Origin of the sequence: Nocardia pseudovaccinii NBRC 100343 (genome assembly GCF_001613225.1) — a bacterium.
Lineage (GTDB): Bacteria > Actinomycetota > Actinomycetes > Mycobacteriales > Mycobacteriaceae > Nocardia > Nocardia pseudovaccinii.
This window is the reverse complement of record NZ_BDBY01000338.1, coordinates 25,190-50,311: the sequence shown is the minus strand read 5'-3', so window position 1 is coordinate 50,311 and position 25,122 is coordinate 25,190. Positions and strand designations below refer to the sequence as shown.

At 65.8% G+C, this 25,122-nt stretch carries 18 protein-coding genes and 1 pseudogene; 4 read left to right on the top strand and 15 right to left on the bottom strand.

Translation table 11 applies throughout. From position 1 onward, the window contains the following. The 4 genes from NP3_RS37675 to NP3_RS37660 all read right to left on the bottom strand — a co-directional run. The coding region (locus NP3_RS37675) for a hypothetical protein (protein ID WP_063046496.1) at positions 1-1,040 on the bottom strand (1,040 nt) is incomplete at its 3' end. Beyond that, complete coding sequence (locus tag NP3_RS37670; protein ID WP_063046495.1) at positions 1,037-3,046, bottom strand: CRTAC1 family protein; 2,010 nt, start codon at positions 3,044-3,046, stop codon at positions 1,037-1,039. The genes NP3_RS37675 and NP3_RS37670, both read right to left, overlap by 4 nt. Then, positions 3,043-4,422, bottom strand: coding sequence for an aminotransferase class I/II-fold pyridoxal phosphate-dependent enzyme (locus tag NP3_RS37665; protein ID WP_063046494.1), 1,380 nt, complete (start codon positions 4,420-4,422; stop codon positions 3,043-3,045). Before NP3_RS37665 ends, NP3_RS37670 begins: the two co-directional genes overlap by 4 nt. A gap of 10 nt (positions 4,423-4,432) precedes the next feature. Continuing rightward, the gene (locus NP3_RS37660) at positions 4,433-10,750 is read right to left on the bottom strand and encodes a type I polyketide synthase (RefSeq protein ID WP_063046493.1); all 6,318 of its coding nucleotides are present in this window, start codon (positions 10,748-10,750) and stop codon (positions 4,433-4,435) included. A 285-nt stretch (positions 10,751-11,035) separates the two neighbouring features. On the opposite strand from NP3_RS37660, the gene NP3_RS37655 reads away from it, so the two are divergent. Next, entirely contained in the window at positions 11,036-11,575 is a 540-nt protein-coding gene (locus NP3_RS37655; RefSeq protein ID WP_157124817.1) for an ester cyclase, read from the top strand. On the opposite strand, the gene NP3_RS37650 is transcribed toward NP3_RS37655, so the two are convergent. The 5 genes from NP3_RS37650 to NP3_RS37630 all read right to left on the bottom strand — a co-directional run bounded on the left by NP3_RS37650 (position 11,576) and on the right by NP3_RS37630 (position 17,599). Beyond that, the gene (locus NP3_RS37650) at positions 11,576-12,283 is read right to left on the bottom strand and encodes a TetR/AcrR family transcriptional regulator (RefSeq protein ID WP_063046491.1); all 708 of its coding nucleotides are present in this window, start codon (positions 12,281-12,283) and stop codon (positions 11,576-11,578) included. Positions 12,284-12,310: 27 nt separating this feature from the next. Then, entirely contained in the window at positions 12,311-13,945 is a 1,635-nt protein-coding gene (locus NP3_RS37645) for an MFS transporter (protein ID WP_063046490.1), read from the bottom strand. Between the two features lie 216 nt (positions 13,946-14,161). Next, positions 14,162-14,512: an HPF/RaiA family ribosome-associated protein gene (locus NP3_RS37640; RefSeq protein WP_063046499.1), complete on the bottom strand. Its 351-nt coding sequence runs from the start codon at positions 14,510-14,512 to the stop codon at positions 14,162-14,164. A 120-nt stretch (positions 14,513-14,632) separates the two neighbouring features. Continuing rightward, positions 14,633-15,901: an MFS transporter gene (locus tag NP3_RS37635; protein ID WP_084509525.1), complete on the bottom strand. Its 1,269-nt coding sequence runs from the start codon at positions 15,899-15,901 to the stop codon at positions 14,633-14,635. A 243-nt stretch (positions 15,902-16,144) separates the two neighbouring features. Continuing rightward, entirely contained in the window at positions 16,145-17,599 is a 1,455-nt protein-coding gene (locus NP3_RS37630; protein WP_157124816.1) for a nitrilase-related carbon-nitrogen hydrolase, read from the bottom strand. A gap of 155 nt (positions 17,600-17,754) precedes the next feature. Between NP3_RS37630 and NP3_RS37625 the strand changes: the two are divergent. Beyond that, positions 17,755-18,021 (top strand): annotated as a pseudogene (locus tag NP3_RS37625) (haloalkane dehalogenase); the annotation flags it as partial. 127 nt (positions 18,022-18,148) lie between these two features. Here NP3_RS37625 and NP3_RS37620 read toward each other — a convergent pair. From NP3_RS37620 to NP3_RS37610, 3 genes are all read right to left on the bottom strand, one after another. Then, a complete protein-coding gene (locus tag NP3_RS37620; protein WP_218025009.1) occupies positions 18,149-18,808 on the bottom strand; it encodes a response regulator in 660 nt (219 codons plus the stop codon). Further along, the gene (locus NP3_RS37615) at positions 18,805-19,965 is read right to left on the bottom strand and encodes a sensor histidine kinase (protein ID WP_063046486.1); all 1,161 of its coding nucleotides are present in this window, start codon (positions 19,963-19,965) and stop codon (positions 18,805-18,807) included. Before NP3_RS37615 ends, NP3_RS37620 begins: the two co-directional genes overlap by 4 nt. A gap of 104 nt (positions 19,966-20,069) precedes the next feature. After that, on the bottom strand, positions 20,070-20,654 hold the full coding sequence (locus tag NP3_RS37610; RefSeq protein ID WP_063046485.1) for a TetR/AcrR family transcriptional regulator: 585 nt from the start codon (positions 20,652-20,654) through the stop codon (positions 20,070-20,072). 91 nt (positions 20,655-20,745) lie between these two features. Between NP3_RS37610 and NP3_RS37605 the strand changes: the two genes are divergently transcribed. Then, complete coding sequence (locus NP3_RS37605; RefSeq protein ID WP_063046484.1) at positions 20,746-21,465, top strand: SDR family oxidoreductase; 720 nt, start codon at positions 20,746-20,748, stop codon at positions 21,463-21,465. A gap of 55 nt (positions 21,466-21,520) precedes the next feature. On the opposite strand, the gene NP3_RS46300 is transcribed toward NP3_RS37605, so the two are convergent. Further along, positions 21,521-21,667 (bottom strand): DUF1059 domain-containing protein, encoded by a 147-nt coding sequence (locus NP3_RS46300; protein WP_063721623.1) that lies wholly within the window; start codon positions 21,665-21,667, stop codon positions 21,521-21,523. A 532-nt stretch (positions 21,668-22,199) separates the two neighbouring features. Between NP3_RS46300 and NP3_RS37600 the strand changes: the two genes are divergently transcribed. After that, positions 22,200-22,406 carry a hypothetical protein gene (locus tag NP3_RS37600; protein ID WP_063046497.1) on the top strand — a complete coding sequence of 69 codons (207 nt, stop codon included), beginning with the start codon at positions 22,200-22,202 and terminating at the stop codon, positions 22,404-22,406. A gap of 361 nt (positions 22,407-22,767) precedes the next feature. On the opposite strand, the gene NP3_RS37595 is transcribed toward NP3_RS37600, so the two are convergent. Both NP3_RS37595 and NP3_RS48505 read right to left on the bottom strand, forming a co-directional pair. Further along, the gene (locus tag NP3_RS37595) at positions 22,768-24,732 is read right to left on the bottom strand and encodes a TerD family protein (RefSeq protein ID WP_063046483.1); all 1,965 of its coding nucleotides are present in this window, start codon (positions 24,730-24,732) and stop codon (positions 22,768-22,770) included. A gap of 203 nt (positions 24,733-24,935) precedes the next feature. After that, complete coding sequence (locus NP3_RS48505) at positions 24,936-25,100, bottom strand: hypothetical protein (RefSeq protein ID WP_157124815.1); 165 nt, start codon at positions 25,098-25,100, stop codon at positions 24,936-24,938. Between the last annotated feature and the right edge of the window lie 22 nt (positions 25,101-25,122).

Genomic DNA, 25,122 nt, shown 5'->3' with positions numbered 1-25,122 from the left:
AGCTCATCCGGCTCAGGTGCCGCCTCCTGTACGTCCACCACCACGACGGTCGCGCGATTGGCCAGCCACTCCCGAATATTCCGGCTCCACCAGAACATTCCGCGACTCGCGCAAACGATCACCAGCGCGAAGAACAAGCCGAACGAGACGTGCATGGCCATCAGCACGCCGTACATCAGGCCGACCGAGGCGCCGAAGATGATCTGATCGCGCTTGGCGAACGGTGTCGTCGCCGGGTCGGTGATCATGTAGTTGGTGTAGAGCACGAAGGCGATACCGGTCATCGGCAGCAGCGCCGCGATGATCGAGATATTGCTGTCCAGCAGGCCGCGCACCACCGCCTGCAGCACATACGCACCGAGCCAGGCCATGATCAGCGGTGTCTTCTTGGTCAGCTTGGCGTTGAGCATGGTGCCCGCGCCGAGCAGGCCGAGCACGATCAGCGCGTCGGCCGGACCCGAGATGTTCTCGACGAAGTGATACGGACCGACCACGGCGATCGTCGGGAAGACCAGCAGCGCTACCACGATCCCGAAATTCGACGGGTTCATGAAGTGCTTGACCTTGCCGTTGACCTTGGCCCGCAGTACCCACTTCGTGCCGACCGCGACCGTGATGCCGAACATGATCGGCAGGAACTGGTCTGCCGCGTACATCAGGAAGTTGAAGGCCACACCGGTGATGTGGGCGGGCAGCAGGAACACGATCAGCCCGCGAAGTCCGTTGCCCCGGTATCCCGCCGGGCGGCGATAGGCCCACGCCGCCAGCGTTTCCAGGATCATCTCCACCACGTACGCGGTGCCCGCACTGAGGAACGGCCACAGCCACGGCTGCTCGAACCCGAGCCACAGGAAGCCCAGGATATTGAAGATCGTCAGCGAGGCCGCGAAGTTGCGCAGCGCGAGATAGCGCGGATCACGTCCTTCGATATTGACGCCCAACCACTTTCGCCGCCAAGTCTGCACTGGCGTGAGCGTGGGCTCGGAGCCGTTGGTGGTTTCGATGACGGCTGTTCCGTTCGAATGTGCTTGAACACTCACTGGTGCACCTCCCGGGCATCGGAGTCGAGAACGAGGGTGTGTTGCCCCGGTTGCAGCTGCAGCTGCTGGGTGTGCACGCCGCCATGGTTATCGCGCCACGCGAGTTGCACCGGCAGCGCGGTAGTGGGATCGATATCGCCGAGTCCGAGGTGGATATCGGTGGACCGTTTACCCGCGTGCCCACTGCCGCCGTCGACCTGTGCCACATGGGTTTTGCCGTCCGGCATCGTCACGGTGACTTCGGCGCCGAGGGCCGGAGACCCGAGCACCGGCTTGCCTGCGACCGTTGCCTCGCCCGCGGCAGCGGTGGTCGGTGGGGTCAACAGTCGCAGGCCGAGGTACTGCCCGGGACGCGGTGCGTCGTTGTGGTAGAAGACCGGTGCTTCCCACTGTCTGGCGACCGCGAAGCTTAGGTTGCCGGTTCCGGTCGAGTCACCGACCGCGATGCCGCGGGTGGGTGTCGCCGCGAAGGTGTCCAGGGCGGGCGAAATATTGGTGAACTTGCCGCTGTCGTCCTGGGCGAAGAAGCCGATCCGGTTATTGCCCGCCAGGTCCGATTCCTCGGTGAACTTCGGCCAGGCCCACGGGTACTTGCTGAAGTCGTCGTTCATCGTGGCCATTTCCTGCACCTGCGGCCAACGCGTGCTCGAACCCTTGAACATGCCGTTGCTCTGCACGATCTGCGGTCGGCCGCTGTTGTCGAAGTCGGCGACCTTGGTATCCCAGCACCAGCCGTCCCAGGCGATGCCCTTCTCCACGGCCCGGTTCTCGAACGGGGCGATACCCGACTCCAATCGCGCCGCGGCTTGTTTCGGATCGGCCGCGGTGTTGTAGAAGGCGAGGTTCGCTTCGACGATGCCCCAGCGCTGCGCGATATTGCTGACGAACAGATCGGGCATACCGTCGCCATCGAGATCGGCGAAGTCCGCGCCCATGCCCTTGAAAGAATCATGGCCGAGCACAAAGGACTTCGGATCCGTCGGACCGCGCTCGCCTTCGGCCAGGCCGAAGCTGATGTGTCCCGGTGTCGACTTGTTCACGAACAGGCGATCCGGGCCCATATCGTTGGCGACATACAGCTCGGGTAGTTGGTCGCCGGTGAGGTCCTGGGTGGCCGATGCCAACGTCCAGCCGTTCGCCTTCCCTTCCGGGAGCGCGTCGACCACCTCGCGGTACATTGCGGTCGGTTCGGCACCGCCGGTGCCCTGCTGGAAGGTAAGGACGCGGTCGGTCCCGGCATTGGTCGCTTTGGAGAACGATTCGTTCAGGGTCAGGCTGTGCTGACCGTCGGGCCCGATGAAATCGCTGTCCGGGAAATAGTTTCCGAGGTAGACGTCCGGGTTGCCGTCACCGTCGAAGTCGGCGACGGAGGCGGCCAGGGTGAACCAGCGCGCACCCTGATAGCTGCCGTCCTTGGTGGCAGGCGGCTCCACCATTTCCACCGGCCGGAATGCCTTGTTGTCAAGATGCTTGGCTCCCGCGCGCGGCAGGTACAGGATCGGGGTGCGGCCGCCGTAGTACACCATCAGACCGATGCGCCCGGAGTGGTCGAAATCGCCTGGGACACAGCCGGTCGGGGCCATCCGGTCGTCGGTCGGCAGCGGCGCCGGATCGAGTACGAACGGTGCGTAGCGGCTGGTGTCGCTGTCCGGCGTCGGCGTCACGATCACCGTGTCGGATCGGGAATCGACCAGACAGAGATCATCGGCACGGCCGTTGCCGTCGATATCGTTGATCGCGGCCGCGGAGTTGACCGAGGACATCCACGCGACGACGTGCTCGTACCGTGGCTCGATATGCCGGATCTTGCGCTCGGGCAGCCCCGGTGGCAGCGCGATCGGCATCTCGGTGAAATGGAACCGGCTCGCCAGCGGACTGTTCGGATCGGTCTCGACCGGGGCGATCATGGCCGAGTGGGCCGGTACGAACAGCACCGCCATCAGCGTCACCGATGCCAATGGCACCAACGCTTTTCGCAACAGAGAAGAACTGACCGGCAATTTCACGAGTGGGGACTCTCTTCCGTGGTGAGACCGTCGAACACCGACCGCAGGGTGTCCAATGCGTGATCGAGCTGCGCCTCGGTATGACGGCAGTTGATGAAGAACCGCAATCGCGCCTCGCCCTCGGGGACCACCGGATGCCCGATGGCATTGGCCATCACATCGCGCTCCAGCAGTTCCATCGAGGCGCGCACCGCGGGTTCGTTCGCGCCGGTGATGATCGGGGTGATCGGTGTGGCCTGGCCGTTGCCGGTGTCGAAGCCGAGTTCGCGGGCCCGGCAATGGAAGTACTCGGCGTTGTGCCGCAGTGCCGCGACGCGTTGCGGCTCGTCGTGCAGCACGGCAAGGCCCTCCAGTGCCGCCGCCGCCGCGGACGGCGCGGGTGAGGCCGTGTACATGCTCAGACCAGCGGCGGAGTATTTGAACCCTTCGACGAGTTCGCGATTGGCCGCCAGGTAGCCGCCGACGCTGCCGAGCGCTTTCGACAGCGTGCCCATCCAGACATCGACCGCATCGCCGGGCAGATCGAACAGCTCACGCGCGCCGAGCCCGCGCTCGCCGAGGACACCGAACGAATGCGCCTCGTCGATCATGATCGAGCAGTCGTATTTCCTTGCCACCTCGATGATTTCGGGCAGCCGGACCACATCGCCGTCCATGCTGTACACGCCCTCGATCAGCACCAGGGCCCGATCGAAGCTGCGCCGCGACATCGCCAGGATCGCGTCCAGCGATTCGGGATCGTTGTGCCGGAAGGTGACGCGTTTGCAGCCCGCCCATTCGGTACCGGAGACGATGCTGTTGTGGATCAGTGAGTCGCAGACCGCGATATCGCGCTTTCCGAGCAGGAAGGCGACGGCCGCCGCATTGGTGAGGAAGCCACTGGCCGTCACAATGGCGGCCTCGGTGTCGTAGATCCGCGCTAGCTCGCGTTCCAGCTCACCGTAGAGCGGTAGCTCCCCCGCGACCATCCGGACCGCGGCCGCGGATGTCCCGAAGCGGCCGATCGCGGCAATGGCCGCGGCATGCACGCGCGGCTCGGCGGCCAGGTCCAGATAGCCGAAACTGCTGAAGTTCAGCATGTCCCGGTCCGCGAAGCTGGTCACCGCCCCGCTGATGCCGTCGTGCGGCAGGTAGTAGGGATTGAGCACACCGGCTTCGCGCGTCCAGGTGTCGAAGGCGGCGAATTTCTCGTTGGCCTCGAGCACGCCCGGATGATCACGGAAGGAGGTCTGCAGGCTCGGGCCGCGAGCGGTCCGTACTTCGGCCGCACCGCGTTCGGGTCCCGGCGCCGTCGCGGTGCTCGAACCGTTGCCCGCATCGTGCTTGGCCATCAGGGCACGGGCGAGCGCACGGGGATCGATGCTCTCAGTTGTCATGCAGTAGTCCTCACGCTGCTGTCGTTTCGGTACTTGCTTCTTCGTGCGCGATCTGAGCGGCGATCTTGACGCCGAGGCCCGCGAGCGAGAGTCCGGCCCCGATCGAGAGGACCGACATCTTGACGCCGAGGCTTTTCACGACGCGTGCACCGAATTCCATGGCCATCAGCGAATCCAGCCCCAGCTCCATGGTCGGAGTCGCCAGATCCACGGTGTCCGCGTCGACGCCGAGGACGACCGCGAGTTGTTCGGCGAGCAGGCAGGCGACCACGTCGCCGCGGAATTCCGGGTCCAGCGCCAGGATTTCGGCGCGCAGTGCGCTCGTGCCCGCCGCGCCGCCGCCCGCGGCGGTGACCAGTTCGACGAACCGCGGTGCGCGCGCCGACGAGCGGTGCGCGAGTGCCCACTGCGCCCAGTCGATGTCGAGCAGGGCGAGCTGGGTGATGTCGAAACGCAGACATTCCCGCAGTAGCAGGGTCGCGAAATCCATATCCAGCGAGCCGTATCCGGTCATCTCGGCATAGCGGGATACCGCCCGCGAGTCGGCCATACCGCCGTCGCCGCGCATGAAACCCCAGTCCACCGACAGTGCGGGCCTGCCCTGTGCGCGCCGCGCCCAGGCGAGTGCGTCGAGCGCGGAATTGGCTGACGCATAACCCAATTGGGGCGAGAGACCGGCGATGCCGCTGGCCGAGGCGTAGAGCACGAACAGGTCGAGCTCCACGCCCGCGGCGGTGGTGGCCCGATCGAGATTGGTCGCGCCGATCACCTTCGGATCGAAGATCTCGCGCAGCGATTCGGCAGTGACCTCGGGAACCTCGGTGTTGTTGACCACGCCCGCGGCATGGATGACACCCCGCAGCGGCGCACCGCCGACCTGAATGCGCGCGACCAGATCGGCGACCGCGTCATAGTCGGCGACATCGACGCGTTCCTCGCGCACGTCGACACCCTCGTTCGCGAACCGCGCCAACTGTTCTCGCGCGGCATCGGTGGACGCGCCACTGCGACCGACGAGCACAAGGTGACGCACTCCGGCACGCACCAGCTGACGTGCGGTGGCCAGACCGAAGGCCCCGAAGCCGCCGGTCACCAGATAGCTTGCGGTAGGGTCGAATTCGAATTCGCCGGGAATGTGGCGTACCGCCGGATATTTTTCGCGCAGATCGAGCACGACCCGGCCGATCTGGGCGGAGCGCGCCACCGTTTCGAATGCCGCGGTCAGCTGGTCGAGCGCGAACGGCGTATTCGGCAATGCGGTGTACTCGCCGTGGAACATCGCGTCCACCACGCGCCGGGCCGCCCGGCGGACCTGCGCGGGTCGCCGGGCCAGGATGCGGTCGATGTCGACGGCGAAGAATGCCAGATTCCGGTCGAAGGGGCGCAGATCGATGGTGCCCGAGCCGTAGATGTCGGCCTTGCCGATATCCACGATGCGGCCGAATTCGCCCGCGACCCGGAAGTTCTGCTGCAGGATCTCGCCGGGCGCGGAACTGTAGACGACATCGACGCCCGCACCATCGGTCAAGCGCAGCACCTCGTCGACGAAACCGATCGACCGGGAACCGAGCACCTCGTGCGCGCCGAGCGCCCGCACCCGGGCGCGCCGCTCCTCGGTACCGGCCGTGGCGATCACCCGCGCCCCCATCCGCAGCGCGACCTGGACGGCGGCCATGCCCATGCCGCCCGCCGCGCCGTGGATCAGCACCGTTTCGCCCAGCTGCACCCGCGCCAGCTCGCCGAGCCCGATTTCGGCGGTGAACAGCGGCATTACCGAGGTGCAGTGCAGTGGATCGAAGGTGCCGGGCGGGAAGATATCCATCCGGGTGGTCGCGCCGGTGTCCGGCCGGATCGTCACGTAGCGCTGCACGATTCCCGGTGCCACGACCGAAATCTCGTCTCCCGGTGCGATATCGGTGATATCGCTGCCGACCCGTGTCACGACGCCATAGCCGTCCATGCCGATCTCGGTGCCGAAAAATGTTCCGTCCAGCTCTTTTTCGGTCAGCACACCCAGCACCTTGAGGGTGTCCTTGTAGTTCAGGCCGACCGCCTGCATCCGGATCTCGACCTCGTCCGGTCCCGGCGCGACCCGATCGCAGGTGCGCAGTGCGAGTTCCGGCAGCAGTCGCGAGCGTGGGATATCGAGCCGGAAGGACTGTTCGGGATCGGTGATCGGCCGCGGCACATCCCATCCGGCCAGCCGGTCGGTGAGGGTCTGCCGCCAGCGGATCGTCCAGCGCGCGCCCGCACGCAGCGCCACCTCGTCGACGGTGGTGTCGGTGTAGATCTGCTCGAGGATGTCGGCCGCCGCGGAGGCGGGTTCGGTATCCACCAGTCGCCACTGTCCGGCCGGAAGTTCGTTGAGCAGTTCGCGACGCGCTCCGGTCAGTACCGAATGCTCGAGCCGGGCGAACCGATCGATCGGCAGGCACAACGCATGTTCGGTCACCACGACGGCGTGGAACACCATGGGCACCTCATCGGACAGCAGCGCCTTGATCGCCTGGGCGACCTGCGCGAGCCCGTACACATTGCCCATGCCGTCGAGTTCGGACCCGGCGACGACAACGAGCCGCAGGCGCTCGACCTCGGGCCGGGAACGCGCGGTACGCAGCAGGTCCAGCAACTGTTCGTGGTCGGCCGCAGAGGCATGCTCGCCGACCGTCACCACTTCGGCCCGGATCCGCACATTGGCGACTTCCTTGGCGCGCTGGGAGATTTCCGCGCCGAGGTTGACGACGAGCAGGAACTCCTCGTCACCGGGCAGGTCTTGCATGGCCGGTTCCGCCGAGTCGGTCACGATCTCCCAGACCGGCTCGTAGAACAGCCCGTCGAGCTGTTCGGAGAGCGCCGACTGCGGTGTGAGAGCGCGGAACCGCACTCCTGACATCGTTAGTGCGACGTCGCCGCTCGCAGACGCGATGCGGATATCGGCGCGCATCGAACTACCGGGTACGCGGGTGAGGACCACGACCGGATCGACCGGAATCGGTCCGGTCCAACGGATCCCGGCAATCGCGGCAGGCACGACCACCTCGGCATCAGTACCGGAATTCGGCTGTGTCGCAGCCGTTCTCGCGTACAGCGCGGCGAAGCACTGCAGGGCTGAATCCACTATCGCCGGGTGCGCGAGATGCCGCTGACCGATCGTTGCAGACGAATCGAGTTGTGCGACAACGCTATCCGGTCCGATCCAGACCTGGGTCAGCAGCCGGAAGGCCGGGCCGTAGCGGAGTCCGTGCTCGGCCATGCTCTCGTAGAGCTCCTCGACCGCGGCCTCCACCGAATCCCGGGGCGGCGCGATAGCGACGGTGGTGGCATCGGCGTCCGCCTCGATGAGACGGCCGTGCGCGTTGAGCGTCCATCCCCCGCCACCTGCGGGCCGGGACTGGATGGTGAACCGGCGGGTGGTCTCCTCAACACCGATCCGCACGACGGGCACATCGTGCTCGTCCACGACCAGCGGGCTGATGAATTCGACGGATTCGAGCCCGAACGAATCCCGGCCGGTGCGTAGCGCGACGGCGCTCATGGCGGCGTCCAGGTAGGCCGCTCCCGGCAGCACCACGGCACCGGCCACAACGTGATCGCGCAGCCACGGCAGATTCGAAACCGACAGTTGGACTTCCCATTCCGTGGCCGCCGAGCCGGTGCGATCGCCGAGCATGGCGAATCCGTTCGGGGTGCCGATCCGATCCAGCTCCGTTTCCGGCTCCTGGGTCCACACGAAGCGGCGCTGCCACGGATAGTGCGGCAGGTCGACGTGCCCGACACCCGGATCGATCGCGCCGGGCAGGCGGTCACCGTCCAATGAACCCGCCCGGTACAACTCGCCTATCGCGGTCAGTACGTTCTCGCTGTCATCGCCGCCACGCGTCAGCGTGCTGATGGCGGCACCGGTGATACCTTGCTGCACAAGGATTTCCCGAATACTGCCGCTCAGCACAGGGTGCGGGCCGACTTCCAGGAAGACCCGGTGTCCGGCATCGAGCAGCCCGCCGATCGCATCCCCGAACCGAACCTGGTCGCGAACATTGCGGGCCCAGTATTCGGGACCCCAATTCTGTTGCGTCGCTTGCATACCGGTAACCGTCGAGTAGGCGGGAACGGTGGTATCCCCCGGTGCGAGCGTCGCCAGTGCGGTGCGCAGATCATCGAGGATCGGGTCCATCAGATGGCTGTGGTAGGGGACTTCGACACGGAGCGCCTTGGCGAAAATGCCATCGGCGATGAGACGTTCGCCGAGAGCCGCCAGTACCCGGCTGTCCCCGGCCAAGGTGACCGCCGACGGGCTGTTCACGGCGGCGATGCACACGCCGTCGAGGTCCGTCAGCAGTTCCCGCGCCTCGGCCTCGGTCAGCCCGACCGCCAGCATGCCCCCGGTCCCCGCCGTGGTGGCCTGCAGGCGGGACCGGTGGTAACTGACCGTGACCGCCTCGGTCAACGACAGCGCACCGGACACATAGGCCGCCGTCACCTCGCCGACGCTGTGTCCCACCGTGACAGCCGGTCTAATGCCGAGCCCGGCGAGTTCCGCCGTCAGCGCGGCCTGGAGCAGGAAGTTCGCCGGTTGCGCGATCTCGGTGCGCGAGATCCGGGAGTCCGCCTCGTCGCGGCCCATCTCCTCGAGGATCGACCAGCCAGCGAGTTCGGTGAACTCCCTATCGATTTCGCGCGCCAGTTCGGCTGCCGGGCCTGCGCCCGCGAGCAGGCCGCGGCCCATGGCCCACCACTGCGGTCCCATGCCACTGAAGACGAAAACCGGGTCGCTGTGGCCTTCGGCGATGGCACGAGCGGGCGGTTGACCACCGCCAGCGGCGAATTCCGCCAGCTGGGAACGCAATTCGCCGGAATCGCGGTAGCGGAAAGCGGTTCGCAACGGGTGATGCGCGCGGCGCACCCAGGCTGCCTCGGTCAGGGTGTCGAGCGGTTCGGTGTCGGCCGCCGCCAATAGTCCTGCGGCGAGTGTGCGCAGCGCCGGTTCGCTGCGCGCTGATAGCGGCAGGATCGGCAGCGGCATTGCCTCTGTGTCGGAACGGGTTTCGACTGTGGTCGGCGCAGGGCCGATGAGCGCATGCGCGTTGGTGCCGCCGTAGCCGAAGCTGTTGACCGCCACCAGTGGCCGGACCAGCGGTTCGGCCGCCATCGGCACCCGCAGCCGCAGCTCGTCGAACGGGATCTCGGGATTGAGCTGGTCCAGCCGGGCCTGCGGCGCGATCGTCCGATGGTGAACGGTCAACGCGGCCTTGATGACTCCGGCGACGCCCGCCGCCGCCTCGGTGTGGCCGATATTGTTCTTGACCGACCCGACCGGTAGCGGCTCGGTCCGGCCGTGGACCGCGCCGTAGACCCTGCCGAGGGCCGTAATCTCCGCCGGATCGCCGACCGGTGTCCCGGTGCCGTGCGCCTCGACGTAGCCGATCTCGTGCGGTGCGATGCCCGCGCTGGTGTGCACGCGCCGGGCAAGTTCTTCCTGGGCAACGGGATTCGGGACCGGAATGGCCAAGGTTCGGCCGTCCTGGTTCACGCCGCTACCGCGGACCACCGCATAGATGCGGTCACCGTCGCGTAGCGCGGCCTCGAGCGGCTTGAGGATCACCACGCCCGCACCCTCGCCGCGGCCGTAGCCGTCGGCGGAGGCGTCGAACGATTTGCAGCGACCGTCCACGGACAGGAATCGGCCCTTGCACATGGAGATGAAGGTTTCCGGCTGCAGCATGGCATTGGCGCCGCCGACGATGGCGGAGCTGCATTCGCCGAGCGCCAGTGATCGGACGGCCTGATGCAGTGCCACCAGCGACGACGAGCAGGCGGTATCGATGGTCATGGTCGGGCCGTGCAGGTCGAGCAGGAAGGCGATGCGCGCCGAGAGCAGGGTGTGCGACGAGCTCGTCGGGGTGTGGCTGTTGATCGCGGAGCGGACCACGTTGCGGCCCACCGCATTGTCGTTCATGAAACCGCCGACGAAGACGCCGATATCGCGACCCGCGATCCGTCCGGCCATTCCGCTATCGTCGAGCGCCTCCCAGGCGACCTCGAGCAGCAACCGCTGCTGCGGGTCCATGATCGAGGCCTCGCGCTGGGAGATGCCGAAGAAGTCGGCGTCGAACTCCCACAGCGACTGGGTCAGGAATCCGCCACTGCGGGTGTACATCCGGCCGGGCGCGTCCGGATCCGGATCGTAGAACTTGTCGAGGCTCCAGCGATCCGGCGGTACCTCGACGATGCCGTCGCCCTTGCGGATCAGGAAATCCCAAAAGGCGCCCGGTCCGTCGATTCCACCCGGAAATCGACAGCCGATACCGACGATTGCTGCATCGGACATTGCGCAGTCCTCGATTTCTACCCTGAGCATTGAACGGTAGGCAGCTTACTTTCGATATTCGATCGGCAGCGCAAAATGACTGAAACCTGTTGCAACGAGGGCCGATTGAGGTCCATATGGTGAAATTACAGTGTTATCGGACAGGTCATGACATTGTTATTGCCGAGGCTGACGCTGTTATACGTCGGCGCACTTCACAGCGGACTCGAAGAATAACAATGTCATGGGTTCGAATAACAATGTAATTCGATTCCATGACATTGTTATCCAAGTACGGTGTCGGCCATGAACTCTGGTGAATTCGCACTCGACCCGGCCGCCGAGCCCATCGAGGACACCGGCTGGCTGCGCGAGTTCGTCGAGCGCTACATCGCCGGGTGGAACACCGGCGACGGCGACGCGGTGGCGGCCTGCGTCACCGAGGACACCCGCTGGCTGGACCCGTCCGAGGGAGAGCTGATCATCGGCCGGGCCGGGGTCGCGAAGTTCGTCCACGACACCAAGCGGGCATTCCCAGATGTCAACTACACCACCGTCTTCGAGCCGGTCGTCACCGCGGACACAATGGCGGCGATCGTGCCGTGGCGAATGACGGGCACCCACCTCGGCATGATCGATCCGCCCGGATTCGCAGGCACCAACAAGAAATTCGACCTGTTCGTGGTCGACATCTGGCAGTTCCGCTCCGGACTCATCTGGCGCAGCAAAGCCACCTGGGATCTGAACGAGCTGCTGCTACAACTCGAATTGCTGCCCAAGCGCAACGGTTTCGCCGAGCGAGCCATGGCCCGCGCCCAGCGCCTCGCGGTCAAACTCCGTGGCTGATCACGTGTGCGAGCCGGTCAGCGCGGTGACCTGCTCGAGGGCACGCGCCACCGACCGCTCGATCGTCGCGCGTTCGGCACCCATGCCGATCAGGATGTTGACGATCGAGGGCAAGAGCACCTCCGCCACGCCTTGATCGCCATACAGCCCGGCCATATCCAACTGGACGAACCCGTACAGCCCGGTCCAGAACTGCGCAGCGGCCGAGCGCTCGTTCGCGCTGTGCAACAGATCCGCCTCCAGCGCCCGCCGGGTCGCGCGCACCACGAAATCGAAGCTCTCCGCGAAGTTCTCGAAGTCGGAATCGCTGCCATCGGCCAGCACATTGCCGCGGTGCACCTTCACCTCGGCCTTCGGCGACTCGGTGGCGAACATCAGCCGGAACAGTTCGGGTTTGCGCACCGCCTCATCCCGAAAGATGAAGCCGAGCACCAGGATTTCGGCGATCGGATCGTCGCTGACCTCGCATTCGGCCAGCCGCGCGACCAATTGCGCGAAACCTTCCGAGCCGACCGCCTGGATCAAGCCCGGCATACCGCTGAAGTTGGAGTAGATCGCCATGGTCGAGACCCCGCATATCCGCGCCACGCGACGCACGGTCAACGAGGCGAGTCCTTCCGTCGAGATGAGTTGAACTGTGGCCGCTATCAGGCGATCGCGCATCGAGCCGGTTAGTGCGGGCTCCAGCGCAGTTGCAGTGTCGATCATTACCTCACCTAGCAGTGCTCGTCCTTGCTATGCCGCCGCGACGCCCAACTCCTCGGCGGTGATCTCCTCCAATGGCTTGCGCCGGGTTTCGACGATGAACCCGACGGCCACCACCGCCGCGATCGCGATCGGCGCCGCGCTGATCAGCGCGGTCACGGTGATCGATGGCGTGGCCACGGCGAGCACCACCAGCGCGATGACCAGCACACCGCCCGCCTTGGTCATGGCCGCCGCGACCCCGCTGCCGCGGGACCTGATCCGGGTCGGGTAGACCTCCGCGCCATAGGCGACGATGACCGCGACCACCGAGCTGGAACCCCAGATCGGCACCACGAGAAGGGCATACAGCAGCGTGGTGTTGTCGGCGACGTGGTCACCGAGGACTACGAAACCGCCGAGCGCGACGGCGAGCAGCGCGCTGAGCGTGATCAGCGTCCATTTGGTCGAGCGGTGGTAGCAGTAGGCGACCAGGAAGTTCAGCGGGAAACCGATCAGCGCGGAGTCACGCAGGATCTTGTCGGCGGTGACGCCGGTGAATCCGAGGCTGCGCAGATTCGTCGGCAACCACAGCTGGAAGCCGTAGGTGACCAGTCCGACCCCGAGTCCCAAAAGCGCCAGCACGATGGTCATTCCGGCGAAGGGACGGCGCAGCAGCTGACCGAACCCGCCCCGCAGATCATCCTCGACAGCGGCTTGCGGCTGCTCGACCGCGATGACCTCGGCGTTGTATGTGCGCAGCACCTCCTCGGCCTCGCGGTGCCTGCCGATGGCCATCAGGAACCGCGGCGACTCCGGAATCCAGCGGACCAGCAGCACCAGCAACAGTCCGGTGGGCAAGCCGATCAGCCACATGCTGCGCCAGCCGTAGGTCTCGCCGATCGTCGAGGACAGCCAGCTGGTGATGACGTAGGCCCCCGCGATATCGCCGCCGATCAGCACCAGCAGCCACCCGCGGTGGCGCGCCGGGATGGTCTCCGAGAGCAGCGTGAAGGCAATCGGCAGCATCCCGCCCGCGCTCAGGCCCATGATGAAGCACATCGCGACATTCAGCTCGAAGCTCGGCATGGCGCCGCAGATCGCGGTTCCGACAAAGAAGATTCCGGCCAGCAGGATCGCCGCCTTGCGGCCGATGCGGTCACCGAGCCAACCCCACAGGAACGACCCCAGCACCGTTCCGGTGATACCGGACAGCGGCAGCAGCGCCACCGGTAGCGCGTCCAGATGCGGGCTCGCCGGGGTGCGCAAGTGGTATTCGGCGCCGACACCCGGAACGACGAAGGCCAGGGTCGTCGGCTTCATCACGTCGATGGTGATCGCGGCGGCCATGATCAGCAGCAGCACCACGTGCACGCGATTGATCGGGGCGTCGTCGAGTGCGCGCACCCGCAGCCCGGCCACCGTGTCGTGCACCGCGCGCTGCGGGAACAGGCCGTAAGTGGTGACGGCCAAGCCGATGACGATCAGGATCATCCCGGTGATCATGGCGCCGTCCATCGGCATGCCCGCCATTCGATAGCCCATGTCGCGCGCCATGAGATACATCGGAAGGTGCAGGCCGGTGCCGAGCACCGTCAACACCAGACCGAACCAGAAAGCTCCCGTACGACGACGGTTGACCGGACCCTCCGATCGAGGCGCGATATCGACGGCATTCACATGCATCACCGGACCCTCATCAGCCCCCACACACCAGTTACCGATCGGTATTACACACGAGTTCCGTGCCGGTGTGGGCTTTTTAATCTGTTCGGTATCAACAAATTCGGGGCGCAGCGGACTTACCTATGAGAATGGTTACGACCGCGGGCGGCTGGGTAACCTGCTGCGCCGATATCGCATGCTGATTCCCAGTGGTGGGAATATGGTCGAAGTTGTCTATTATTCGACGTGCATGTGCCTGATGGATTCGCCACCTTTTGTCTGATGCAGGCGGCCGAAGCGACTGTCGAGGAGGTTCGCCATGGCGTCGGCGGCGCCGGTATAAGCCTCTTCGACCGTGGCCGCGCGGTGGGTTACGGCGACCGGAGGCTGACCGGATATCCGGGCCTCCAGTACGCACTGCTTATCGTCCGGACCGCCTTTGTCGGCGTTCAGATCGGTCAGATGAACTTCCAGTCGGGTGAGCTGCTCACCGAAGCGGTCGAGTATCGAGGAGAGCGTCGATTCCACGCGCTCGGCCAGCGATGCGCCGCCGTGGATATTGCTTCCGGTGTTGACCTGAATCTGCACGAGCGTCTCCAATCCGATAGGTGTCTGCCCACGGCTACCGACTCGCGGAGCGCGAATTCAGCAATCCGTCGGCAATGCCGACACTACTCGCACGGGTGTGCGCTCAGCAGATTCCCAGGTTCAGAGCGTCTGTGCCGCGATCGGTGGCGTCACTTGCTGCGCGTCGGGAACGACGGTGCCGCGCAACGAGGTTCCCGCGGTCTCGCGCAGGAACGACCAAGCGACGAGTCCGATCAGGCTGGCGCCCACCATATACGCGGCCGGGAACAGCGACCAGCCGGTCGATTCGATCACGGCCTCGTTGACCAGCGGTGCGGTGCCGCCGAATGCGGCGGTGGAGATGTTGTAGCCGAGGGCGAACCCCGCATAGCGCACATGCGTCGGGAAGATCGCCGGGAAGGTCGAGCTGATCGTCGCCAACTGGGGGACATACAGCAGGCCGAGCACGATGAATCCGGCTATGGCCCAACCGGTTCCCTGCCCCATCAGCCAGTACATGGGCAGCGCGAGTATCGCGAGTCCGACCAGCGAGACCAGCCAGAGCGGGCGGCGGCCCACCCGGTCGGACAACCTGCCGAAGAACGGCAGCACGAGCATCATCACCAACTGCCCGATCAGCATCATCGCGGTGGTGGTCGATTCGCCGACGCCGATGGTGTTCTGCAGGTAGGTCGGCTGATAGGTGAGCAGGGTGTAGTTCACCACGTTCAGGGCGACCACCAGGCCGATCAGCGTCAGGGTTTCGCGGTGGTACGTGGTCAGCACCTCCCACACGCCGCCCGGCGGGTGCGGTTTATCGGCCACCTCGGTGAACACGGGCGACTCGTTCAGATGCGAGCGCAGGTACCAGCCGATCAGGCCGAGCGGCACCGCGAACAGGAACGGCACGCGCCACCCCCAGTCGTGCATCGCATCCGAACCGAAGACGAGCTGACACAGCAGCACGACCGCCGATCCGCCGACGAACCCGCCGAGGGTGCCGAATTCCAGGAAGCTGCCGAGGAATCCGCGCTTGCGGTCGCTGGCGCATTCGGCCAGATACGTTGCGGCACCGCCATATTCGCCGCCGGTCGAGAAGCCTTGCACGACGCGTAGCGCGATGAGCAGAACCGGTGCGAACCAACCGATCTGGGCATGTGTCGGGATCAGGCCGATGCATCCGGTAGCACCGGCCATCAACAGAATTGTGGTGGCCAGCACCACTTTTCGGCCGAGTCGATCGCCGAGCGGTCCCCAGACCATGCCGCCGAGCGGGCGCAGCAGAAATGAGATGGCGAAGCCGAGCATGGTGCCGAGGGTGCCGAGTTCGCCCGGGAAGAATGCGTCGGTGAGGTAGGTGGCGGTCGCGGCGTAGACACCATAGTCGAACCATTCGGTGGCATTGCCCATCGCCGAGGCGGCGACCGATCGGCGTAGCGTTTTCTTCTCCGATTCGCGATCCGTCACCTGCGCCTCCTCACCAGCCCAGGTCACGGGCCCCGATTCGTTCGACCGGCCCGATCCGGTTTTTCCGAGTGCAGGCACGGAATTAACCGGTACCCAGGTTCCAAACTGGGCAAACAAGCGGCGGGTCCGCCGAGCCGGTGACGGGCCCGACGCCACCTGCGCGATCTCGAGCAAATGTGAGTATGGTCACACTTGCGTTCTTGGGCGACGAATGCTGTTCGTTGTCGGACGTCGTTGGAGGCGTGATCGCCGCCGGAACGAGCCCATGGCTGATGCCGCGAACACCGCCACGGACAGCCATGCGAACCAGTCGCCGAATCGGGCGTAGACCGTTTTGTGCGAGTCCAGCGGGATGGTGGCGAGCACCGATCGGGTCACCGTGACATCGGTCCGCGCCGACGCCAGGATATGGCCGCGGGAATCACTGGCCACGAGTTCGCCGAGTTGCGGTGCGCGCGCGATGCCGACACCGGATTCGACGCCGCGCATGACGGCCATACGGCTGTGCAACCAGCGATCGTTGGTGAAGTCGAGGGCGGGGACCAGCAGCAATGTCGCCCCGCGATTCCGGTTCTCGCGCACCAGATCCGGACCGTCGAGGTCGAAACACACTGCCAGTGCCCAAGGCTCGCCCGGAATGCGCTGCCAGCCGGTACCCGGCTCGAGGTCGTCCTCCAGACCCGGGATCAAGCGGTGCTTGGCGTATTCGACGCCCGACGGGTAGGCGATGGCGGCGTTGACACTGATTCCGCCGGTGGTTTTCACGAGTCCCGCGACGACTTGGATACCGCGCCGGGTAGCGACCTCGGTGAGCGGACCGGATAGGGCCGCCAAGGTCGATTCATCTGCGGTCCAAGCCTTTTCGGGAAGCACCACAACTTGCGCGCCCTGATCTGCGAGCCGATCGATCTCGCTCACCACACGCGCGACCATATCGCGACCGTCCGCAGAGTTCGCCGGAACGTATTCCGGTGGTTGGGACACCGCGAGGAGACCGACGCGCACGGTATCCCGCTCCGGCGCGACGGCCAAGCGCCACCAGCCGAATGCACCGACCGCAACAAGTAGCAGGACGGTCGCGCTTGCGAACCGAAGTCGTTGCGCGCCGGTGACTTCGGGTGCAGCAAGTGCCGCAACCGTCGCGGGCACCAGCATGATGAGGAACGTGATTCCCCACGGACCGGTCAGTGCCGCTGTCTGAATCAGTGGTAGCAGTTCGAACTGGGTGTAAGCGATGCTCCACCAGGCACCGAACTGTCCGGCGAGCGATACCAGGAATTCGAATGTGACCCAACCGGTGGGCAGCGCGAGCACCGCCGAACCCGTACGGCCACGCAGCACTAATGCACGCGTCATCACCACCAACCCGCCGAATACCGCGGCGGTTCCGCCTAGCAGCAGCAGCGTGACGAGTACAGGTTGCTCGATCGTGTCGATGAAGTACGGCCAATACCGCAATCCGCTCCCACCCCAGGCCAGGAATCCCGCAAAGAAGGCCGCGGCCGCACCGACCCGCGGAGCTACCAGCAGCACCGGCAGTGGTGCGAGAAAAACCGAGCCGGGCAATGGATGTAGGCCGGTGCCGAGGTACCACAGAAGTGCCGACACCACGATGGCCGCCAGGACCGAGTAACGCTTCATCGAGAGCTCCACATTCGATCGGATGCTCTCTCATATTTCCGGCCCACCCTCTCCCCCACATCGCCCAAACGAGCGAACCCGGCCTCGCTCTTGCGGAGGGGCCGAGAACCCGCTCCGGAGAAGCGAATCGGGCTTTCAGCGTGATCATGGGCAGCGGACTCGCCATAACGCCCAAGGAAATTCGTGCCGCACGCCCGCTGCTGGACCAAATCGCCCGTGACGTGCCCATCCTGCTCGGCGACAAGCCAGCCCTGTCGGTGTGGGGAATGCGGGACATGGTGTTCCGTCCGAACACCGGTATCCCGCGAATACGTGCCGCCTTCACCGATCTCGAGGTAGTCGAGCTGCCGCGCGCGCGGCACTTCATTCAGGAACACGCACCGGACGCGATCGCGGCGGCGATCGCGAAGCGGTTTCCATAAGACGATCGGGCGGCACAAGGGATGTCGCGTCGACGAGTGTCCGCGTGAGGCAGCCGCTCGGCAGACGTTGATCGACGCGGGCCTATGAAGCCGGACGCGTCGCGGGAGTACTGACGACAGCGGCGGTTCAGTCGCGGCCGGGGACGATCAGGCCGGATTCGTAGGCGAAGACGACGGCTTGGGCGCGGTCGCGGAGGGTCAGTTTGGTGAGGACGGAGCTGATGTGTGATTTCACGGTGTGTTCGCTGAGGACGAGGGTGGCGGCTAGTTCGGCGTTGGAGAGGCCGCGGGCCAGGTGGCGGAGGATTTCGCGTTCGCGGTCGGTGAGGGTTTCGAGTCGGCGGGTGAGGTCGGGTCGGGGGTGGCCGCGGTGGGCCAGGTCGGCGATCAGTCGGCGGGTGACGGTCGGGGCGAGGAGTGCGTCGCCTGCTGCGATTACGCGTACGGCTTCGACCAGTTGTTCGCGGCGTAGGTCTTTCAGCAGGAATCCGCTGGCGCCCGCGCGCAGGGCGGCGTAGACGTATTCGTCCAGCTGGAACATGGTCAGTACCAATACTTTTGCGCTGGTCTCGGCGCAGATTCTGGCGCTTGCGGCGACGCCGTCCATGCGCGGCATTCGCACGTCCATGACCACGACGTCCGGCTGTAGTTCGAGCGCCCGCTCGACGGCCTCGAGTCCATCGGCGGCCTCACCGATCACGGTGATGTCGGGCTGAGTGTCCAGGATCAGCCGGAACCCGGCACGGAACAGGTCCTGGTCGTCGACGACGAGCACGCGCATGCTCAATTCCCCTGTGCGATAGGTAGTTCGGCGGTGACTTCGAAGCCCCCGGTAAGACTTGCCGAACACCCGTACTCCAGCCGCCCGCCTGCGCTGGTGACGCGCTCTCGCATCCCGATCAAGCCATGCCCCAGGGAACCGATGCCACCACGGCCGACGGAACCTGCCCGACCATCATCGGACACCCGCACCATCAGCCGATCCTCGAACCACCGCAGCGACACTCGCACATCGGCGGCGCCCGCATGCTTCATCGTATTCGTCAACGCTTCCTGTACCACCCGATACGCCGTGACTCCGATATCACCGGAAACCACACGGCGCGTACCGAATTCGTCGAACGACACGACCAGGCCGCTGCGCCGCGACATCGCCACCAGATCGGGAATCGCCTCGATCCCGGGTTGGTGCGGTGGGTCATCGGGGGCGCGCAGAGCACCGAGACTGCGCCGAAGCTGTTGCACCGCTGCACGACCCGTATCGGCGATGCCCGCGAAGGTGGCATCGGCGCGATCCGGATCCGTGTGGGTCAGCAGCGGCCCGGTCTCGGCCTGGACGATCATCAGCCCGACCGAATGGCCGACGATATCGTGCATATCCCGAGCGATGCGCAGCCGTTCCCGATCAATCGCCGCACCACGCTCCTCCTCGAGCCGCCGCGCCCGCTCCTCCAACATCTCGATCTGCAGCCGCCGCGCCCGCACACCGGTACCGAGCGCCCACGCCGTGACGAACGACATGGCCGCATAACCATAGGAATCCGGACTCTCGTTCGGGACGACCAGCGAGATCAGGATTCCGATACTCACGCTGATCAGCGCGAACCGCCGCGGTCGAGTCGGACTGTAGGCCGCGATCGTGTACACGCAGATGATGGTCCCGTAGGGCAGTGCGGGCATGGCATGCAAACAGGCCAGCACGGTGATCGCGGGTCCGACCACGAGCAATACCAGAATCGGCGCGCGCCGCCGCCACAGCACCGGCGCGGACGCGAGCACGCAGCAGGCGACCACCCACCACGGCGCGCGCGTCACGATCGCGGGCCCGACGCTGGCCACCGTGACCGCGACGGCGAGCACGATATCGACCGCACCTGACGGCAACTCGCGCACCCGCTTCGACGACCAGGACACGATCCGAGCAAGCACACCGGGAGAACTCATAGCGAATCCAGTTTCTCCCGCACCCGCATCAACCCGCCTCCCCCGCACGAATGACCCGCCACTCATCCTCGCGAGCGAGGCATTCACTGCCCGGGTTTGCGATCTCACGGCGCGAGCATGGTCGCGACGCTGCTCGTGACATCCTTCGCCAGCGCGGCATTCACCGGCGCGTGGTGGCTGAGCAGCCGGTACCACATGGCACCGAAGACGAAATCGACGATGAGATCCAGCGGGACGGCCGGAGTCAGTTTTCCGGCGTCGACACCGCGCTGGAGCAGTGCGCGCAGTGTCGCTCGTCGCGGGCCGATCACGGTGTCCTGCAATCGTTCGGACAGGGCTGGATCGCGCTGCGCGTCCGCCATCAGACCGACCAGCGCCTGGCCCGTCACTTTCTGCGCGAGGTCGAAAGTGGCCGCCAGCAGGCGCTCGACGGCGACGAGCACATCCACCGATTCGTCCGAAACCCGCAGTGCCGCATTCTCTTCGGCCAAACCGATCAGCGCCTCGATCAGAATCGCGGCCTTGTCCGGCCACCAGCGGTAGACCGTCTGCCGCCCGACGCCCGCCCCGTCCGCGATGGCCTTGATGGTCAGGTCTTGGTAGCCGTCACGCTCGCAGAGTTCCAGCGCCGTGTGCAGGATCGCGCGCCTGGCGTCCTCGCTGCGGGGTCGACCGCGGGTTCCTGTCATGCGGGTCACTTTACAAGACACCGTGCCTCGAATATATTAACGAGGCACGGTGGTTCGAAAATCATCGTGGTTCGAACTTCAGGAGGATCTTGTGAACAACAAAGTCGTCATCGTTGGCGGAACCTCTGGAATCGGCCTGGCGACCGCTCGCCGACTCGCCGGGAACGGCGCAGAGGTCGTCATCGCCGGACGCAACGAAGAACGACTCGCCGCCGCACTGGCCGAGCTCGGCCCGCAGGTCACCGGCAAGGTCGTGGATGCGCGCGCCGAAAACGAACTGGCACAACTATTTTCGGAGGTCGGGCCGGTCGACCATGTGGTGGTCACCGTGACCGGACCGTCCGGCACCACCCCGTTCCGTGAACTCGGCCTCGACCATCTGCAGGCCCATGTCTCCGGCAAACTGCTGCCGCACGTCGCCACCATCCAGGCGGCGCTGCCGCATCTCGCACCGGACGGGTCGATCACGCTGGTGTCGGCCGCATCCGCGGGCGGCGCCATGCCGACAACCGCCGCGTTGGCCGCGGTCAATGCCGGTGTCGAAGCCATCGTTCCCGTGCTCGCGGTCGAACTCGCACCCGTGCGTGTGAACGCCGTATCCCCCGGTGTGATCGACACCGAATGGTGGAGCTTCCTCCCCGAGAACGCCCGCGACGAAGTGTTCACCGGAATCGCGGCCCAGACGCCGGTCGGCCGGATCGGCACCGCCGACGATATCGCCAAGGCCATCGAATTCCTCACCGACAACACCTTCACCACCGGCGTGGTGGTACGCGTGGACGGCGGCGCGCGCCTCGGCTCCCCCAAATAGCCCACCTCGCCCGGCTTTTTGTCACAAGCGGTGACGAAAAGCCGGGTGTGGTGGATCAGTACGCTATGAACAGAATTTCGTCCCGGGAATAGTCGTGCCCCGGGTGGTTCTCGGCCAGGTGCGCCTTGGTCTTCTCGACCAGGTCGTCCTCATCCGTCCCGACGATCTGTTCGCCGCAGGGGCAGTTCAGATTTCGCTTCATCAGCGGTCCTTCCTTCTCCCCCGTCAGTCTAGGCACGCGTCCTACGCACGGGCCGTGTGCGTACCCCCATCCGGGCCACGCCAGGTTCTACCATCGCATTCGACACGACGGCAGCGCCGGGATTTCGGGCGGATAACACGCGCGGCAGGACCACCGCGCAGGCCATCGCCGTCGACGGCATCGAATAATCACCGGCCCAACGCATATCGATCCATGCGCCTGCTGTGGGCCTGGCTGCTGCTGTACGCCGTCAACGACCACCTAGGCGGACGTGGGCCCTCACCGGCCTGCGGCAACCGGGTCCGCTCCGCGCGTCAACACCAAGGCACACGCAGCACAACGCCAGCCAGTAGCTGCAAGCCACGTCGTGTCATTCGGCCGAGACGGACGCCCCTGATTCGTCCGTCGCTCCCGTGTCGATCGGCGGCGGCAAATATCGGACGAAACAGACCCAGCACGGCCCGGACATGATCCGGCAGCCCGCACTCGGCACCGCGCTCGAAAGAGCGCAGAATGGGAGCAGGAGGTCATGATGCAATTGCTAAAGGGCCTGCTCGGCGTGGTGTTGGGGCTCGTGACAGCCGTGCTCGGCACGGTAGTCGGGATCCTCGCGGCCGTGGTCTGGCTCGTCGGCGCGGTGCTATGCGTGACGCTGATCCTCATTCCGCTGGGGCTCCCTGTCATGCGGCTCGGCCGCCGCCTGTTCACGCTCGCCGGTCAGCTGATGCACACTCCCTGAAGACCGTCCTGGACACTTCGACGTCGGGACGCGCCGCCCACTTTCCGCGCGCCGCGAGGGACATCGACGTGCCATCGAGGCACTGCGGCCGCAGCGGCACCGGCCACTGGCACCGCCAAGTCGTGCCATTCCATTCCACGAGAAACGGCTCGGCGTGCGGTAACGGAGTTCCCCACACCCGAGCACCGAGATCGCACAATCTTGCCAATGTCACGGTCAGGCTGGCGACGTGCCCGACCACAGCCACGGTCAATGCCGACCACGGCACAGCACCCGCAACCCCCGCAGCGACATTCTCCGACTCACCATGCCGCAAACACCACACCCGCACCCGATCAGGCATCGTCGGATCGGAGACCTGTCATGCGTCTGCGGGGTCGGTCGGTGTTTCCGATTGTTTCGGGGCGGCGGGGACCCAGCCGCGTAGGGGCTGCACTACCGATCCGTAGAAGGTGTCGGTTGCCGAGGTGACGCTGGCGATGAAGCTCGCCGCGGTGCCGGATCGGCGGTTGCCCATGGGGAATGCTTGCTCCAGGGAGAAGGATACGATCGCGCCGGTACGGCCGACCGTTAGTACCTTCGGATCCGCCCGGACGCGGGCGAGGTGTTCGCATGCTTCATTGCCCCGCTCCGAGAACACCGCTTCGACTTGGACGTCGCCGGGCGCGTCGGCGAGTTGTCTGAGCAGCCAGGACAACCGGCGGCCCGCGGTCCCCTCGTTCGGCGCATCGAGGGTGGTGCGGCAGCGGATCCGGTTGGTGCGCAGGTCCGCAACCACGACCAGGTCGCCCGCAGTATCGGGAATCCGCAGCACGGCCTCGAATGTTCCATCGGCGGCCAGTCGCTCGACGAAGGCGGCGCTGCGTGCGGCCGGGTCGGAATTGTGCCGTCGGGGCAGGATGTGTTTGACGGTCACGCCGAGCGCGGCGGTCAGGCGCAGTGCGAGGTGGCGCGACAGCGACGCCCACTTATCGGCGACGGTCACGGCCTTCTGGTCGCCCGCGCGCAGGATACCGGCGGTCACCGCATCGCGAACGGCAACCCAGTGCCGCCCCATATCCACGAACTCGGTGACGCCGGACCGCGGATGCTCGAGATAGCGCACGAACTCGCTGAGGATCCAGGCCTGCAGACCGTCGTCGATACCGCCGTGCGAGAGCAACATTCGCGCCTCGTGCGCCACCTCCGCCCAGGACAGGTGACGCAGTGCGACCTTTGCGAGCTTGCGACGATCGACCTCGACGGGAAGTTCGCCCGGACCGGCGGGGACGTCGTTCGACAGACTGACCACCGCGTCGTACTTCTTCTTGCGCGCCACATCGAGATAGTTCTCGAGCTGATCACGCCGGAGCTTGCCATTGCCGGTCTTCACCTCGAGCATCGCGGTCCACACCCGGCTGCCGCGCGACATCTTCAGAACCGCGTCCGGGATGACCTTCGATTCGCCGAGTTCGTACTGCACCTCGACGTACCCCTCGAAAGTGCCTGCCGGAGCACCCATCCGCGCACAAACTGCCCGCGCGAACGGCCGGACCGCCTGCATCGTGGCGACGAGGGCCGAGGTCGCGCGCCGCTCCTGTTCGTCTCCGCCACCGACCACCACCGAAAACAGCCTGGCCGGTTGCCAGCTATCGAGTTCGGCGAGTTCGAACTCGATCGGCTTGGCCTTCTTCAAGGTTCGCTTGGCAGTGCGCACGCCGCGGGTCCGCGCAGGCTTCTGCCCATTGGGCGTGGCGACCGCAGCAGGTGCTACCGGTTCACCACTCGACGGTGGGGTGTCGCTCGATTCGGCATCGTCGTCCACGTCCACACCGAAATCGGTTGCGAGACCGGCCAGTCCGGACTCCCAGCCCTGACCGACAGCCCGCACCTTCCATGCGCCGCCGCGGCGGTACACCTCACCGAAGACGAACGCCGATTCCGTGGTGGCATCGGCGGTGGTGTACTCCGCCAGCGAATGCCCCGCCGCATCGACAACGCGCAGCGCCAATTTGCCGAGATCCCCGAAGGTCCCGACCCCGACGCTGCCCACGAGTGCGACCGTGTGCACCGGCTCGGGTACCGCCGACAGGTCGATCGCGATCCTGGCCTGCGTACCTTCCGCGGTCGCGCTGGTCCCCAGGAACCGCACCGAACCGTCCGGCGATTCCGGCTGGTTGTAGAAGACGAAATCGGCGTCGGAGCGGACCTTTCCGTCGGCCCCCAATAGCAGTGCGGAAGCGTCGACCTCGATCTCCGACTCGGTCCACCCGATCACCACATCAATGTGGATCACATCATCCGGCAGCGGCACATTCTGGCCTTTGGCCAATATCGGAGACGTCACAACACACACCCCTTGCAATGGTTCGGCACGCACAGTCGCAAATCCGGGCCCAGCCCGAATGCTGACCCCCGGCGCATCGACACCGCTTTCCGAGCGGCGACGCAGTGGTAGTCGGCCCGCACCATCTCGGTGTTACACGCGCCACAAAACGCATCGCATGGGTATCAATGCGTAGCGCCGCACTGATGCGGCGCTACGCGTGCTCAGTTTCCTTGATCCGGCTGGGGATACGAACCGGGTGCGCTGCCGTCACTGCGGCTGAATACCGGGCGGAAATCGGCACCGCCGGTGTCGGTTTGGACGGACGGCTCGGTTGTCAGGGCGTCGTGACTGAACAGCCCGGGCGATCGCCCATCTTCCGTACTCATCTCACGAGCCTCCTCTGATCGG

Excerpts from the sequence above, each read along its gene's own strand:
- NP3_RS37610 (WP_063046485.1), bottom strand. The coding sequence starts at position 20,654 with ATGACAGGAACCCGCGGTCGACCCCGCAGCGAGGACGCCAGGCGCGCG.
- NP3_RS37650 (WP_063046491.1), bottom strand. The coding sequence starts at position 12,283 with ATGATCGACACTGCAACTGCGCTGGAGCCCGCACTAACCGGCTCGATG.
- NP3_RS37660 (WP_063046493.1), bottom strand. The coding sequence starts at position 10,750 with ATGTCCGATGCAGCAATCGTCGGTATCGGCTGTCGATTTCCGGGTGGA.
- NP3_RS37645 (WP_063046490.1), bottom strand. The coding sequence starts at position 13,945 with ATGCATGTGAATGCCGTCGATATCGCGCCTCGATCGGAGGGTCCGGTC.
- NP3_RS37635 (WP_084509525.1), bottom strand. The coding sequence starts at position 15,901 with ATGGGCAATGCCACCGAATGGTTCGACTATGGTGTCTACGCCGCGACC.
- NP3_RS37655 (WP_157124817.1), top strand. The coding sequence starts at position 11,036 with ATGAACTCTGGTGAATTCGCACTCGACCCGGCCGCCGAGCCCATCGAG.
- NP3_RS37665 (WP_063046494.1), bottom strand. The coding sequence starts at position 4,422 with ATGACAACTGAGAGCATCGATCCCCGTGCGCTCGCCCGTGCCCTGATG.
- NP3_RS46300 (WP_063721623.1), bottom strand. The coding sequence starts at position 21,667 with ATGAAGCGAAATCTGAACTGCCCCTGCGGCGAACAGATCGTCGGGACG.
- NP3_RS37600 (WP_063046497.1), top strand. The coding sequence starts at position 22,200 with ATGCAATTGCTAAAGGGCCTGCTCGGCGTGGTGTTGGGGCTCGTGACA.
- NP3_RS37615 (WP_063046486.1), bottom strand. The coding sequence starts at position 19,965 with ATGAGTTCTCCCGGTGTGCTTGCTCGGATCGTGTCCTGGTCGTCGAAG.
- NP3_RS37630 (WP_157124816.1), bottom strand. The coding sequence starts at position 17,599 with ATGAAGCGTTACTCGGTCCTGGCGGCCATCGTGGTGTCGGCACTTCTG.
- NP3_RS48505 (WP_157124815.1), bottom strand. The coding sequence starts at position 25,100 with ATGAGTACGGAAGATGGGCGATCGCCCGGGCTGTTCAGTCACGACGCC.